Raw genomic sequence first — 14,383 nt, 5'->3', positions numbered from 1 at the left:
ATCAAGAAACATTGCCTCGTTACCTTCTGACATATAAATAACGGTATACTCCATGATCATCATTTATATTTGTTAATGCTTTTGTTAGTTCTTGGGTAAGTTTAGTTGATAAAGTTGTATCCGATGAGGATAATGTAAAATCTGGCTTTATAATTTGTTCTTCGACATATTGTATAAATTGAAGAAATTGATCAATATCTTTTTTGGATAAATATATACTTTTTGCCATCATCATATTAATAAGCTTATTGTTAAACTCCAAAATAATCGTTTGATATAGCACTACGGTACTTTTATACATTATTACTGTTTTTAATGCTGACCATTGAAACGTTTGATTCAATGTTTTATGGTCATCAATACTAATCGAATATGAATTGACATTAATCGTCATTTTTTTACGAAACAAGCGAGCAATACATATAGCAAATAGAAAGATAGAAAATAATTCCGGAACAAGCAGTCCAACAATAAAAATGACCTCAAAGTACCGGTTGGGAATCATCGGCATGATCGCATCAGAGAAAAATAAATACATGAGACAACCAAGGACTAAAACACCAAAGCAACAAATGAGTATCATTAAATTTTTAAATGAGCGCTGAGTAAAACAACGAAATTCAAATGTACGATTTTCCATAAGCTATTCCTTATATTTTTTTAGAAATATATCTTAAGTTTTTTTTAAATACTTTGAGAAGAAAAGATCTATTTCTTTTTATTTTGTTAACTTTATTGAGTTTAATTCATATAAATATTGGTATCAAATCATTCTCCTTGTTTCTTACATCGTTTGTATAACGTGCCAATAGAGTTAGCAAATTTTTTTATTAGCAATAATAGGTAGGACATATCACGCAAGAGCAATATCGCCCCAGCAAGATTGAAGCCCAAAAAGTCGATGAACTTATTTAAACCAATTTCGAAAATATACCGGTTGAAGAGAAAAATCATTCTTTACGTTTCTTAAGTGCGTTTAATGGTAGCTAATATATTGACCAATTAAAAGGCAGTTGAAGTTTATCAATACAGTTTAAGGCTATTTAAACATTTCAATAGCCATTGTTTTATCATTAATTTATAAACAATAAATGCGCAATAGCTACTTTCTGACATAAAGGTAACGATATTCTAAATCATGTGAAACATTCACTAGAAATTCAGCTGTTTTAGATGATAAAGTTTTATCCACCGAGAATAATGTAAAATCTGGTTTGAGAACTTGTTCATGAAGATATTGTGTAAATTCAAAAAATTGATCGATATCTTTTTTGGATAATAGTGGAATTCTTCCCTTTACTATCTGCATATTAATACGCTCATTGTCAAACTCAAGGATAAGTGTCTGATTAATCCAAACAGCGTTTTCGACTTTAAACATTATTACTTTTTGTAATGCTGACCATTGAAACGTTTGATTCAATTTTTTATGGTCATCAATATTGATCGAATATGGATTGAAATTAATCGTCATTTTTTTACGGAATAAACTCACAATACTTATAGCAAACAAAACGCCAGAAAGTAAGCTCAACACAAGGATTCCACCAAAAAGAATCTCCATAAAATATTGTTTGGGGATCAAAGGCATGACAGCATCAGAAAGAAATAAAAGAATGAGATAACCTGCGACAAATGAAGCAAAGCTAATAACTGATATAACTAAAACAATAAATGATCGCCGAGTGAAACAACGAAATTCAAATGTACGATTTTCCATAAGAAGCTATTCCTTAAATTTTTTAGAATATATCTTAAGTTTTTTTAAATCTATTGAGAAGCAAAAATGTATTTCTTTTTATATTGTTAACTTTATTGATTTTAATTCTTATAAATATTGGTATCAAATCATTCTCCTTGTTTCATATATCGTTTGTAAAACGTGCCAATAACCAATACAATTAGCAAATTATTTTTTATTAGTAATAATAGATAGGACATTAATTCGTCATGCAAGAACAATATCGCCCAGATGAGATTGAAGCCAAAGTTCAACAACATTGGCTAGAGAACAAAACATTTCACGTTACTGAAGATGCATCTAAAGAGAAGTATTACTGCTTGTCAATGCTTCCTTATCCTTCAGGTCGTTTACATCTTGGTCATGTCCGTAATTATACAATCGGTGATACGATCTCACGTTATCAACGTCTAAATGGTAAAAATGTATTACAACCAATAGGTTGGGATGCCTTCGGTTTACCCGCTGAGGGGGCGGCAGTAAAAAACAATACCGCACCAGCAAAATGGACTTACGAAAATATTGCTTACATGAAAAAGCAATTACAGTTATTAGGTTTTGGTTATGATTGGGATCGTGAAGTCACCACTTGCCGACCGGAATACTACAAATGGGAACAATGGTTTTTTACTAAACTTTATGAAAAAGGTTTAGTTTACAAAAAGACTTCAGCAGTTAACTGGTGCCCTAACGATCAAACTGTACTGGCGAACGAACAAGTCGTTGAAGGTTGCTGTTGGCGCTGTAATACCCCTGTCGAGCGTAAAGAGATCCCACAGTGGTTTATCAAAATTACTGACTATGCCGAAGAACTACTCAATGATTTAGATACGCTTGAAGATTGGCCAGAACAAGTTAAAACAATGCAACGTAACTGGATTGGTCGTTCTGAAGGAGTCGAATTTGATTTTGCTGTAGAAAACTACAATGATAAATTGCGTGTTTATACAACTCGCCCTGATACCTTAATGGGCGTAAGTTTTGTCTCAGTTGCCGCTGAGCACCCATTAGCACAATTAGCAGCGAAAGATAATCCGAAAATTGCTGAATTTATTGCAGAATGCAAAAATACCAAAACCGCAGAAGCCGATATGGCAACAATGGAGAAAAAAGGCATCGCCACTGGATTTTATGCAATTCATCCGTTAACGGGGAATAAAGTGCCGGTATGGATTGCCAACTTTGTCTTGATTGAATATGGCACTGGTGCTGTGATGGCAGTACCGGGACATGATGAGCGCGATTATGAATTTGCATCAAAATATAATCTGCCAATTAAACCAGTTATCTTAAATCAAGATGGGCAAGCTCCTGACCTTTCCGAAAATGCTTATACTGAACACGGTAAGCTATTTAACTCGGGTGAATTTGATGGACTTAATTTTGAGCAAGCATTCAATGCTATCGCCGACAAATTGACTACATTGGGTATTGGTCAACGTAAAGTCAATTATCGCTTACGTGATTGGGGTGTTTCCCGTCAACGTTATTGGGGCGCACCAATTCCAATGGTCACCCTTGAAGATGGAACAACCATTCCGACGCCAGAAGACCAATTACCGGTTATTTTACCTGAAGATGTCGAAATGAATGGGATCACAAGTCCAATTAAAGCCGATCCAAATTGGGCAAAAACGACAGTTAATGGTCAACCGGCACTTCGCGAAACCGATACCTTTGATACCTTTATGGAATCATCGTGGTATTACGCACGTTATACTTGTCCGCACTATGACAAGGGCATGTTAGATGAAAAAGCAGCGAATTACTGGTTACCTGTCGATCAGTACGTTGGTGGTATTGAACATGCCATTATGCATTTACTTTATTTTAGATTCTTCCATAAATTAATGCGTGATTTTGGCTTAGTCAGCTCTGATGAACCAGCTAAACGATTACTTTGTCAAGGCATGGTACTTGCTGATGCATTTTATTATACCAGTCCGACTAATGAACGCATTTGGGTATCACCAACCGAAGTGATCATTGAACGTGATGAAAAAGGTCGCATTTGTAAAGCAACCGACAGCAAAGGCAATGAACTTGTGCATGCAGGTATGACCAAAATGTCGAAATCGAAAAATAACGGCATCGATCCACAAGAAATGGTAGAAAAATATGGTGCTGACACAGTTCGATTATTTATGATGTTTGCCTCGCCTGCTGATATGACGCTTGAATGGCAAGAATCAGGTGTTGAAGGGGCTAACCGTTTTATTAAACGTGTTTGGCGTTTAGTGTATGAGTATGCACAGCAAGGTAAAAGTGTCAAATTAGATGTGACACAATTAAATGCTGAACAAAAAACTTTGCGTCGCGAACTTCATAAAACCATTGCTAAAGTCAGTGATGATATTGGACGTCGGCAAACATTTAATACAGCAATTGCTGCCGTCATGGAGTTTATGAATCGTCTACAAAAAGCACCTTTAGAAAACGACCAAGACTATGCATTAATGAACGAAGCTTTAAATGCGATTGTCCGCCTACTTTATCCAATGATTCCGCATGTTTGTTTTGTTATGTGGCAAGCATTAGGGCATAGTGAATCAATCGATAATGCAACATGGCCGATTGCTGATGAATCAGCGATGATTGAAGATGAAAAACTCATCGTAGTACAAATTAATGGTAAAGTACGTGGCAAATTCACTGTACCTGCTAATGCTGAGCAAGATTTTGTTGTAGAACAAGCTAAACAAGAACCTAATATTCAAAAATATTTGGCAGATGTGACTATTCGTAAAGTCATTTATGTACCAGGTAAATTATTGAATTTGGTTGTTGGTTAATATTGTTAATAACGAAAATTGGTGGTAATACTTATGAAAAAATATATCGTTTTAATCATGCTAATGGCAACATCACTGACAGGGTGTGGATTTCATTTGCAAAATGAAACTGAAATTCCTGCACGATTTAAAACCATGTCTTACGTAAGTTATGATCCTTACGGTAAATTATCAAGATATGTTAAAGAACTCTTGCATGATAATCATATCACACTAGTCAATGATGATGCTTCAGGCAAATATCCGACGCTGAATATCACCAATGAAAATATTGATCGCAATACCATATCGATTTATCAAGACGGTAAAGCTGCTGAATATCAATTAGTTTTAACCGTCCATGCTCAAGCCGTGATCAATGGTAAGCAAATTTATCCAATTAATGTACGGATATTCCGTACATTCTTTGATAACCCGTCAACGCCATTGTCTAAAACAGCAGAGCAAAATTTAATCGAAGACGAAATGTATAGACAAGCAGCAAAACAGATTATAGGTAAATTAAAATCTGTAGATGCCAAAAAATAAACGTTGTTATGATTAAAATCAATGCTGATCAAATTACTAATCACCTAGGATCGCCCTACTATTTATTAATAGGAGGTGATCCCTATCTGCAACATTATGCACAAACGCAATTGCGTCATACTTTTAAACAGAAAGGATTTGATGAGCAACTGACATACACGATAGACAATCAAACCGATTGGTCAGCAATCTATGACAGTTGTCAGGCATTGAATCTATTTTCGAATAACACGCTTATCTTTCTTGATTTTGGTGATAACGCATTAAATACTGCTTTAATAACAAAGCTTAATACACTAAGTGACGTTTTAACCCCTGAAATTGCACTAATAATCAGTTTAAACAAAATCACTAAAACTCAAGAAAACGCAACATGGTATAAAGCGTTAAACGATAAACTTGTGGTCGTTAATTGCGTCACGCCCGATACCTTACAATTACCTCATTGGATAAAAAGTCATCTTCAGCACAGACAAATAAGCATCGAACCACAAGCGATTGAACTACTTTGTTATTACTATGAAGGTAATTTACTCGCATTAACACAAATTATTGAACAATTAAAATTACTTTATCCAAATCATACCATTAGTTATGATCAAGTTGAAAATAACATTAATGATTCGGCCGTATTTACGCCTTATCATTGGATTGATGCTATGGTTGCCAATAAATCTAAACGTGCAACACATATATTACACCAACTAAAAATGAATGATTTGGAACCACTAATTTTAATGCGAATTTTTCAAAGAGAGCTTATTCTAATTATTAATTTAAAAAAATCTTCAGAAAAAAAATCGCTTAAACAAACGTTTGATGAATATAAAATATGGCAAAACAAAAGAGCTTTATATACCGCCTATTTAACGCGTTGTGATATCAAAAATTTATTTACCACTTTGGCAAAATTGACCGATATTGAGATCGGTTTAAAGCACGATAGCCAATTGCAAATTTGGGACAATTTGACCAGTTTGATGATGCAATTTATGGGATTAAATCAATGCTAACCGCTTTATTTGGTGGCACGTTCGATCCTATTCATTACGGTCATCTACGCACTGCAATTTCATTAGCGCAAGAAGTGGGCTTGACACAGATAGTTTTATTACCCAATAAAATACCACCTCATAAACCGCGACCAGAAATAACCACACAACAGCGTCTGGCAATGTTAGCATTAGCCATTGAAGATTTACCCTTGTTTACCGTTGACACGCGTGAAATTGTTCCTTGCTCTGTAAATCGTCCTTCTTATACCATCGATACTTTAAAGCAATGGCGTCATGAAAACGGGAAAGCAGCATCACTTGCATTCATTATGGGGCAAGATTCATTACTGAGTTTGCCAAGTTGGTATAAATGGCAATCATTACTGGATTATTGCCATTTGATTATTTGTCAGCGACCAAATTATGCAGCAAGGACTGATAACATTGAATTTCAACAATGGATTGATAAAAATCGCACGACTAATATAAAACATTTGCATGATTCTGCTCAGGGATATATCTATTTTTCTCACACACCATTAGAAAATATTTCAGCAACCCAAATCAGACAAAAAATTAAGAATCAACAAAGTTGTGAAGGTCTATTACCACTAAAAGTTTGGCAATATATCCACCAACAAGGTCTTTATCAGACAAAGAAAATTTAGAAATGACTTTACTTCTGGGAGTTTTTTCGGCATTATTTTGCGGCGATACTTATATGTTGTAAGTTGAGCTTTTTTATGTTTATACACACTATCATTTTTCTTATGATAAAATACTGATCTAGTCATTTAAGAAAAGCACCCTAAGTTGACTTTTCTTTCCCTCAAAATTTAAAGGGATGTCATAAACGAGTTGTGTATAGTTAATTTGTTTTTATTATTAAGAGGCCCCAATGGCAAAAGAAGATAACATTGAAATGCAAGGTACCATACTTGATACTCTTCCTAACACGATGTTTCGTGTTGAACTTGAAAATGGTCATGTCGTTACTGCACATATTTCTGGCAAAATGCGAAAAAACTATATTCGTATTTTAACTGGCGATAAAGTTACTGTTGAAATGACGCCTTACGATCTTTCTAAAGCACGTATCATCTTCCGTAGTCGCTAATATCGTTATCAAACTTGTTATTTAAAAATTAACTAACCTTATGGGTTATTTTTCTCTTTTTTAATAAAATTCCGTCGACATAAGTGTCGACGGAAGAGAAAAAATGTTATCAACTTTCTCAAACTAATCTGTTTGAGAAAAATCCATATCTTCGTATTTCACCCATTTAGTTTTCTTCACAATCTTATAACCCAAATAAATAATAAAGAATAATGGGATACCGACATAAGTCGCTATTACACCATTCCAATCAATGGTATCTTGTAAAAATGCTTCATAGTTTTGCCCAAGAGTGATAGTGAGACAAAGTACAAAAGCAAATATAGGGCCAAAAGGGAAACAACTTGAACGATAAGGTAATTTATTAACATCAAAACCTTGAGCCATATATCCTTTTCTGAATCGATAATGACTAATTGCGATCCCAAGCCATGCAATAAATCCGGTCATCCCCGACATATTAAGAAGCCATAAATACACTTCCTGATCTTTGTACATTGAGGTTAAAAAACATAACATCGCAACAAATGTTGTGGCTAACAATGCAAATCGAGGTACACCCGTTGAAGATAATCTTGAAAAGATTTTAGGTGCTTTTCCTTCTTTCGCTAAGGCATATAGCATACGTGTTGAGGCATATAAACCAGAATTACCAGCGGATAAAACTGACGTTAAAATAACCGCATTCATTATGGCTGCTGCCGATAGTAAGCCCGCATGTTGGAACACTAATGTAAATGGGCTAACACTAATGTCGGTTTCCTCATTACGAAGTAAATTAGGATCGGTATAAGGAATAATCAAACTGATGACTAAAATTGCAAAAATATAAAATAGCAAAATACGCCAAAAAACTTGTTTCATGGCTTTAGGTATATTTTTTTCAGGATCTTTTGATTCGCCGGCTGCAATACCAATGAGTTCTGTGCCTTGGAATGAAAAACCAACCACCATAGCAACACCAATCATCGAAGAAAAGCCACCAACAAAAGGCGCATCACCAACAGTCCAATTTTGCAAACCGGTACTTTCACCCCCACGTAAAATACCGACAATCATCAATAAGCCAACAGCAATAAAAATGATAACAGTCACAACTTTAATTAATGAGAACCAGAACTCAGCTTCACCAAAACCTTTGACAGAGATATAATTTAAACAGAAGATAATGCTTAAAAATAGCAAACTCCAAAGCCAACTATACGCTCCGGCATCAAACCAATATGAAATCACCAGCTGTGCAGCAACCAGATCGACCGCGACGGTAATTGCCCAGTTGTACCAATAATTCCAACCAATCGCAAATCCGAACGCCTCGTCAACATAACGAGCGCCATAAGTCGCAAATGTCCCAGATACAGGTAAATATGCTGCAAGTTCACCAAGGCTGGTCATTAAAAAGTACACCATTACACCAATAATGGCATAGGAAAGCAAAGCGCCGCCAGGCCCTGCCTGTGCAACTGTCGCACCGGATGCAACAAAAAGCCCAGTTCCAATTGAACCACCGATTGCAATCATGGCTAAATGGCGAGCCTTTAAATCCCGTTTTAATTTATTTTTCATAACAAAAATCTTCTTTTAAAGAGAGTAAATGTAATTAAGAAAACTTTAGTTTCCAATCGTATATTTTAACAAATTGATAGAAAACGCTATTTATCTTAATTATTGTGTATATTTATCATTGAATAATGAAATGCGGTGAAGTGTATCAAAAAAAAAACAACACGAGATAAATAATTCTAATAATAGCGCAAGTTTGTTAAATATTAGCAATATTTAGGCGCTAGTGACCTGTTCTAATTGAGTTAAATAATCTAAAGCTTGTTCACGATCATTGCCACACATTTCCATACACGGCTTTAATCGACAACAAACCCTTGGTCTGGAGGATTGTCCAAAAAGCTGGCATTGAAAACGACTATCTAAATGGATACAGGGCACACCGGCAGGCTTGCCATTCGGCATTCCGGGAATAATCGACGAGATAGAAGGTGCAATACAGCAGGCCCCACAATTTTGACGACATTTAACCAATTCTGTCATAAGATTCCTTTAATTTAAGGAACATCGATAAATTTTGATGGTGACAATAGCAAGATAGCGGTAAAATAGCGAGCTAAATTTTAAAACCTTACAAAGAAACGATTATGGCAAAAGCAAATGAAATAAAACGTGGCGATGCCGTCACTTATAATGGTAAATTATTACTGGTTAAAGACATTGATGTTCAAAGTCCAAGTGCCCGTGGTGCAAGTACACTCTATAAAATGCGTTTTACCGATGTCAAGACAGGCGGTAAAGTAGAAGAGCGATTTAAAGGTGACGATATTATCGAAACCATTGAACTTTTTCGACGTCCGGTCAGCTTTTCCTATATTGATGGTGATGAATATGTCTTTATGGACAATGAAGACTATAATCCTTTTATTTTCAAAAAAGCGCAAATTGAAGAAGAACTGCTTTTTATTCCAGAAGGTGGCATGAACGGCATTCAAGTACTCATGGCCGATGGCGAAGTCGTTGCGTTAGAATTACCGCAAACAGTTGATCTAGAAATTATTGAGACCTCACCAAGTATCAAAGGTGCATCAGCAAGTGCTCGCACTAAACCAGCCACATTATCAACAGGACTTGTTATTCAAGTTCCGGAATACATTGATAACAATGAAAAGGTCAAAATTCATATCGCCGAACGTCGCTATATGGGACGATCAGAATAACGTATTAATTTGTCATGAAAACCTATAATCAAAACAAACTCCATAAACGATTGCGTCGCCTTACCGGTGAGGCGATCGCTGATTTTAATATGATCGAAGAAGGCGATCGTATTATGGTCTGTTTATCAGGCGGTAAAGATAGTTATACTTTGCTTGATATTTTATTAAATTTAAAGATCAGTGCGCCTATTGATTTTGATCTCATCGCCGTTAATTTAGATCAAAAGCAACCCGGATTTCCTGAGCATGTATTACCGCAATACCTTGAGTCGTTAGGCATTGAATATAAAATAGTTCAAGAAAATACCTATGGTATTGTTAAAGAAAAAATTCCAGAAGGTAAAACAACTTGTTCGCTTTGTTCACGTCTACGCCGTGGTATTTTATATCGCACCGCAACCGAACTTGGCGCCACAAAAATAGCCTTAGGTCATCATCGTGACGATATTTTAGAAACCTTGTTTTTAAATATGTTCTACGGCGGTAAACTTAAAGCAATGCCACCCAAATTAATGAATGATTCAGGTGAACATATCATTATTCGACCGCTTGCGTATTGCAAAGAAAAAGACATTGCAAAATATGCTGAAATTAAGCAATTTCCAATAATTCCTTGTAATCTTTGTGGTTCACAGCCTAATTTACAACGTCAAGTGATAAAAGAGATGCTTAATGAATGGGATAAAAAATATCCCGGACGCATTGAAACCATGTTCCGTGCAACCCAAAATATCACCCTATCACATCTTTGTGATACCTCACTTTTTGATTTCAAAGGAATTAAAAAAGGGGATCGTGTAATTGATGGAGGAGATATAGCATTTGATCACGAAGATATGCCACAACCGATTGGATTTGATGCATCTGACCTTGAAGATCAAGACATGATCTTATGGAAAGAAGTTAACTAAATCTATATATTATCGCTATCTTATCGAATTATCCCACTAAAACTTTAGTGGGATGACAAAGCTAAAATATCATTTTTGCGTCAATTTTAATAACGTTAACTCACTGATAACATTCAATCGATTATTCCATCGAAAAATTTTAAATTGGTTAACAATATTAATATTTTTCAATCCATTAACCATTTAGCCCAACTCTGATTGACGATTTGTTTTTCCTCAACAAAACAGGTGTTATCAACCGTGCTGGGTAACAGTTGTAATGATAATTGATGAATTTCGTTACGCATATCAATATAAGCTTGAGTGAGCTTTTGGGCTTCATCCTGTTCCATAATTTGATAATTAGCAGCTAACTCTAATATCCGAACGTTATCGCTCCAAGTTGTCATTTTAGGATAATGATGTGCATAATTAAGCACAAGATACTGTGATAAAAATTCAATATCCCCTATTCCACCCTGATCAATTTTTAAATTGAATGAATCCGGTTGAGTTGACCCCAAATGAGTACGCATTTTTTCACGCATTTCTCTAACTTCGGTTTTTAATTGGCTTTCATCCCGTACTTTACAAAGCACTTTATGTCGGATTTGTTTAAAACGCTCAATAAGTTCAACTTCGCCATAAATGGCTCTGGCGCGAACTAATGCTTGATGCTCCCAAGTCCATGCGTCTTGCATCTGATAGTCCTCAAAAGCAGCTAAACTGCAAGCTAATAAACCCGCTTCCCCTTGCGGACGTAAACGAACATCAACTTCATACAAAATACCAAAACTGGTACGTACATTGAATAAATGGATAATACGCTGAACTAAGCGAAGATAGAATTGACGACTATCTATCTGTTTTTCACCCCTAGTCATACTGTTAACAGGACAGTCATGTAAAAAAACTAAATCTAAATCCGACCCATAACCCAGCTCCCAACCGCCTAATTTACCATAAGCAATAACCACTAAACCTTTATGATCATCAGTAAGATGTTGTGGCTTGCCATATCGAGCTATCATTTGATTCCATGCCATTTGAACAACAAAATCAAGGAGAGCTTCGGCCACAAACGTTAAATGATCACTGACTTTCATGGTAGTTAATACATGTGCAACATCAGCAGCAGCGATATGCAATAACTGCATCTGCTTGAACTGGCGGAGCGCTTCAAGTTGTTGTTCTTCATCATCAACTTGAATGCGAAGCAAATATTGGTAAAGTTCACTTTTATATTCATTAGGGGCAACTGTTTGATAAAGTGAATGAATATCGATGAGTTCATCTAACAAGATCGGATAATGTGCCAACTGATCACTAATCATCGGGGAAGCACTACACAACCGAATTAACTGCTTCAATGCGGTAGGATATTCAAGTAATAATTCTAAATAGGTGGTACGGCTAACAATATTGACTAATAAAGGAAAAATTCTTGCTAACACAGTTAAGGCATTTTTTTCATTGCAGAGTATTTCTAATAATCTCGGCATAAGTTGATCAAGGATTTCTCGCCCACGCACTCCAATTGTCCGTTTACCAATATCATTGCGAAATTGTATTAACAATTGACAAAGCTGGGTTGCCATTTGATCAGAATAGTTAGGTAATACCGCTTTGACATCACTTAATTCTAAGTCTGGTACCCATAAATCATCAAACTTATCATTATATTGTTTAGACTGGGTGGATTCGGACTGTTCATCGCCAATTAATTCATTGAATATTTCACGGTTGATCAACATTCTTTTTGACAAGTCTTGTTCAAAGTTTTCCCAATTATTAAATCCCATACTGGTTGCTAAACGCATTTGATCTAGTTCATTGTCTGGTAAAGTTTGGGTTTGCTCATCATTAATCGCTTGTAAAAGGTTTTCACAACGACGTAAAAAAAGATAATTTTCTCGAAGTAAAATCACTTCACTGAGTTTCAGTAATGATTCTTGTTCAATTACCTGCAAAGCGTTTAATAACGAACGTGTCTGCAATCCAACCACTCGACCACCTCGAATAAGTTGAAAAACTTGAACGATAAACTCAATTTCCCGAATGCCACCAGCGCCAAGTTTAATATTGTTTTTTAAACCACGACGACGGACTTCACGTTCAATCATACTTTTCATGTTTCGCAGTGACTGTAAAACACTAAAATCGATATAACGGCGATAAATAAAAGGTTTAAGCATTTGATAGAGTTCTTGGGTATAAGGATCATGCTGATCACCTAATACCTTTGCTTTCACCATTGCATAACGTTCCCAATCTCGACCTTGTTCTTGATAATAATCTTCCATAGATGAAAAGCTAAGAACCAATGGACCACCATCCCCTAAAGGGCGTAAACGCATATCAACACGGTAAACAAATCCATCTTCTGTAATCTGATCAAGCGTTTTAATTAAACGTTGTCCTAAACGTGTAAAAAAAACCGCATTATCCAATTCTCGACGTCCACCTTGTGTCTGTCCATGTTCTGGATAAGTGAAAATCAAATCAATATCAGACGAAAAGTTTAGCTCGCCTCCACCCAATTTACCCATACCTAAAATCAATAACGGTTGGGGTTTTCCTTGCATATTGCTTGGCGTTCCCCATTCTTGACAACTTAATGTATAAAGCCAATCACGAGCGGTGACAACAATTATTTCTGCCAATTCACTGAGTTGTAACAAAATCTGTTCATCACTACTTGCCTTTATTAATTGAGACCATGCCAAGCGAATTAGCATTTTATGGCGAAATTGCCTTAAAGTTTTCATTAATGCGGCTTCATCCACGACTGAAACTAACTGTTCATTTAACCAAGATTGATAATATTGTCTTTCATCTGCCAGTGGTGGGTTTTGTACAAAATCAGCAAGCCAATGTGGAAAACGAGAAAATGCCTCAACAAGAAAATTACTTTGCACTAAAATATCAAGGTTTGATTGTACCAGTACTGGATCGCATTGTTGAAGCAGATTGATAACGCGTTGCTGTTGATCTTTAAAAACATTAGATTGGGGCATTTTTCTGTCTCACACAAGGTATTATCGGGTTTGAATTGTCAGATTATTTTATCGATGTCATTTGCTATAACCGAAAACATAATCTAAGTATTACTTTAAAACTCATTTTCACCAATACATCTATAACATCTTGTATTATTGCGTGATATTAATGTTATTTTTGGTTGAATTAAATAACAGTTTAGTCATAATTCTAACCATTATCGAACTTAAAATAAACACCATTCCTATCGTTATCCATGTATAACACAATAAAAAGTTATTGGAGAATCTATAAAATGCTTGAGAATATTCATACAGAAAAACAGATACCCAAAAAATTATTGCAACCAAGATACAATTGAAAATAAATATACATAGCGAACTAAATATAAGCTTTTTAAGGTTTAAAATTTCTGTTACGCCTGTAAAACATTTTCTCAACAAAAAATAGCCTATCAAATTAGTCATGAATAAAAATAGAACTAAAATTGTTAGATTAATAATTGAACTTGTTAAACTGTGATAATAACCGAAAAAAATTAGAGGAAATAACAACGTGCTAAAATAACAATTATAAAGCGAAATAAATAACCCAAAA

The 14,383-nt window shown here is 35.3% G+C and carries 12 protein-coding genes; 7 read left to right on the top strand and 5 right to left on the bottom strand.

The window, feature by feature from the left end; translation table 11 throughout:
* Positions 1 to 19: 19 nt before the first annotated feature.
* Together A9G10_RS09570 and A9G10_RS09565 are read right to left on the bottom strand one after the other, a co-directional pair.
* Positions 20 to 640, bottom strand: a complete 621-nt coding sequence (locus tag A9G10_RS09570; RefSeq protein ID WP_065559308.1) for a hypothetical protein — start codon at positions 638 to 640, stop codon at positions 20 to 22.
* Positions 641 to 1,102: 462 nt separating this feature from the next.
* A complete protein-coding gene (locus A9G10_RS09565) occupies positions 1,103 to 1,720 on the bottom strand; it encodes a hypothetical protein (protein ID WP_065559307.1) in 618 nt (205 codons plus the stop codon).
* 230 nt (positions 1,721 to 1,950) lie between these two features.
* On the opposite strand from A9G10_RS09565, the gene leuS reads away from it, so the two are divergent.
* The 5 genes from leuS to infA all read left to right on the top strand — a co-directional run bounded on the left by leuS (position 1,951) and on the right by infA (position 7,173).
* Positions 1,951 to 4,533, top strand: a complete 2,583-nt coding sequence (gene leuS, locus A9G10_RS09560) for a leucine--tRNA ligase (RefSeq protein ID WP_065559306.1) — start codon at positions 1,951 to 1,953, stop codon at positions 4,531 to 4,533.
* A 33-nt stretch (positions 4,534 to 4,566) separates the two neighbouring features.
* Complete coding sequence (gene lptE / locus A9G10_RS09555; RefSeq protein WP_065559305.1) at positions 4,567 to 5,061, top strand: LPS assembly lipoprotein LptE; 495 nt, start codon at positions 4,567 to 4,569, stop codon at positions 5,059 to 5,061.
* Between the two features lie 8 nt (positions 5,062 to 5,069).
* The gene (gene holA, locus A9G10_RS09550) at positions 5,070 to 6,074 is read left to right on the top strand and encodes a DNA polymerase III subunit delta (RefSeq protein WP_065559304.1); all 1,005 of its coding nucleotides are present in this window, start codon (positions 5,070 to 5,072) and stop codon (positions 6,072 to 6,074) included.
* A complete protein-coding gene (nadD, locus tag A9G10_RS09545) occupies positions 6,068 to 6,724 on the top strand; it encodes a nicotinate-nucleotide adenylyltransferase (protein ID WP_065559303.1) in 657 nt (218 codons plus the stop codon). Before holA ends, nadD begins: the two co-directional genes overlap by 7 nt.
* Before the next feature lie 230 nt (positions 6,725 to 6,954).
* On the top strand, positions 6,955 to 7,173 hold the full coding sequence (gene infA, locus A9G10_RS09540; RefSeq protein ID WP_025315083.1) for a translation initiation factor IF-1: 219 nt from the start codon (positions 6,955 to 6,957) through the stop codon (positions 7,171 to 7,173).
* A 123-nt stretch (positions 7,174 to 7,296) separates the two neighbouring features.
* Here infA and A9G10_RS09535 read toward each other — a convergent pair whose 3' ends face one another.
* The gene (locus A9G10_RS09535; protein ID WP_065559302.1) at positions 7,297 to 8,739 is read right to left on the bottom strand and encodes an amino acid permease; all 1,443 of its coding nucleotides are present in this window, start codon (positions 8,737 to 8,739) and stop codon (positions 7,297 to 7,299) included.
* 213 nt (positions 8,740 to 8,952) lie between these two features.
* Entirely contained in the window at positions 8,953 to 9,219 is a 267-nt protein-coding gene (locus tag A9G10_RS09530; protein WP_065559301.1) for a YkgJ family cysteine cluster protein, read from the bottom strand.
* A gap of 104 nt (positions 9,220 to 9,323) precedes the next feature.
* Here A9G10_RS09530 and yeiP point away from each other — a divergent pair, with 104 nt between their 5' ends.
* Positions 9,324 to 9,896 (top strand): elongation factor P-like protein YeiP, encoded by a 573-nt coding sequence (gene yeiP, locus A9G10_RS09525; RefSeq protein WP_065559300.1) that lies wholly within the window; start codon positions 9,324 to 9,326, stop codon positions 9,894 to 9,896.
* Between the two features lie 14 nt (positions 9,897 to 9,910).
* On the top strand, positions 9,911 to 10,807 hold the full coding sequence (ttcA, locus tag A9G10_RS09520) for a tRNA 2-thiocytidine(32) synthetase TtcA (RefSeq protein WP_065559299.1): 897 nt from the start codon (positions 9,911 to 9,913) through the stop codon (positions 10,805 to 10,807).
* 167 nt (positions 10,808 to 10,974) lie between these two features.
* Here ttcA and glnE read toward each other — a convergent pair whose 3' ends face one another.
* Entirely contained in the window at positions 10,975 to 13,803 is a 2,829-nt protein-coding gene (gene glnE / locus A9G10_RS09515; protein ID WP_065559298.1) for a bifunctional [glutamate--ammonia ligase]-adenylyl-L-tyrosine phosphorylase/[glutamate--ammonia-ligase] adenylyltransferase, read from the bottom strand.
* Positions 13,804 to 14,383: the final 580 nt, after the last annotated feature.

Source organism: Gilliamella sp. wkB308, from assembly GCF_001690185.1.
Classification (GTDB): domain Bacteria; phylum Pseudomonadota; class Gammaproteobacteria; order Enterobacterales; family Orbaceae; genus Gilliamella; species Gilliamella apicola_I.
The sequence above is the reverse complement of the archived record's forward strand: the minus strand, read 5'-3'. Positions and strand labels throughout refer to the sequence as shown.

What these genes read in the sequence shown, in the direction of transcription:
- holA (WP_065559304.1), top strand. Translation starts at nt 5,070, where the DNA reads ATGATTAAAATCAATGCTGATCAAATTACTAATCACCTAGGATCGCCC.
- A9G10_RS09565 (WP_065559307.1), bottom strand. Translation starts at nt 1,720, where the DNA reads ATGGAAAATCGTACATTTGAATTTCGTTGTTTCACTCGGCGATCATTT.
- A9G10_RS09535 (WP_065559302.1), bottom strand. Translation starts at nt 8,739, where the DNA reads ATGAAAAATAAATTAAAACGGGATTTAAAGGCTCGCCATTTAGCCATG.
- glnE (WP_065559298.1), bottom strand. Translation starts at nt 13,803, where the DNA reads ATGCCCCAATCTAATGTTTTTAAAGATCAACAGCAACGCGTTATCAAT.
- infA (WP_025315083.1), top strand. Translation starts at nt 6,955, where the DNA reads ATGGCAAAAGAAGATAACATTGAAATGCAAGGTACCATACTTGATACT.
- A9G10_RS09570 (WP_065559308.1), bottom strand. Translation starts at nt 640, where the DNA reads ATGGAAAATCGTACATTTGAATTTCGTTGTTTTACTCAGCGCTCATTT.
- ttcA (WP_065559299.1), top strand. Translation starts at nt 9,911, where the DNA reads ATGAAAACCTATAATCAAAACAAACTCCATAAACGATTGCGTCGCCTT.
- leuS (WP_065559306.1), top strand. Translation starts at nt 1,951, where the DNA reads ATGCAAGAACAATATCGCCCAGATGAGATTGAAGCCAAAGTTCAACAA.
- yeiP (WP_065559300.1), top strand. Translation starts at nt 9,324, where the DNA reads ATGGCAAAAGCAAATGAAATAAAACGTGGCGATGCCGTCACTTATAAT.
- A9G10_RS09530 (WP_065559301.1), bottom strand. Translation starts at nt 9,219, where the DNA reads ATGACAGAATTGGTTAAATGTCGTCAAAATTGTGGGGCCTGCTGTATT.
- nadD (WP_065559303.1), top strand. Translation starts at nt 6,068, where the DNA reads ATGCTAACCGCTTTATTTGGTGGCACGTTCGATCCTATTCATTACGGT.
- lptE (WP_065559305.1), top strand. Translation starts at nt 4,567, where the DNA reads ATGAAAAAATATATCGTTTTAATCATGCTAATGGCAACATCACTGACA.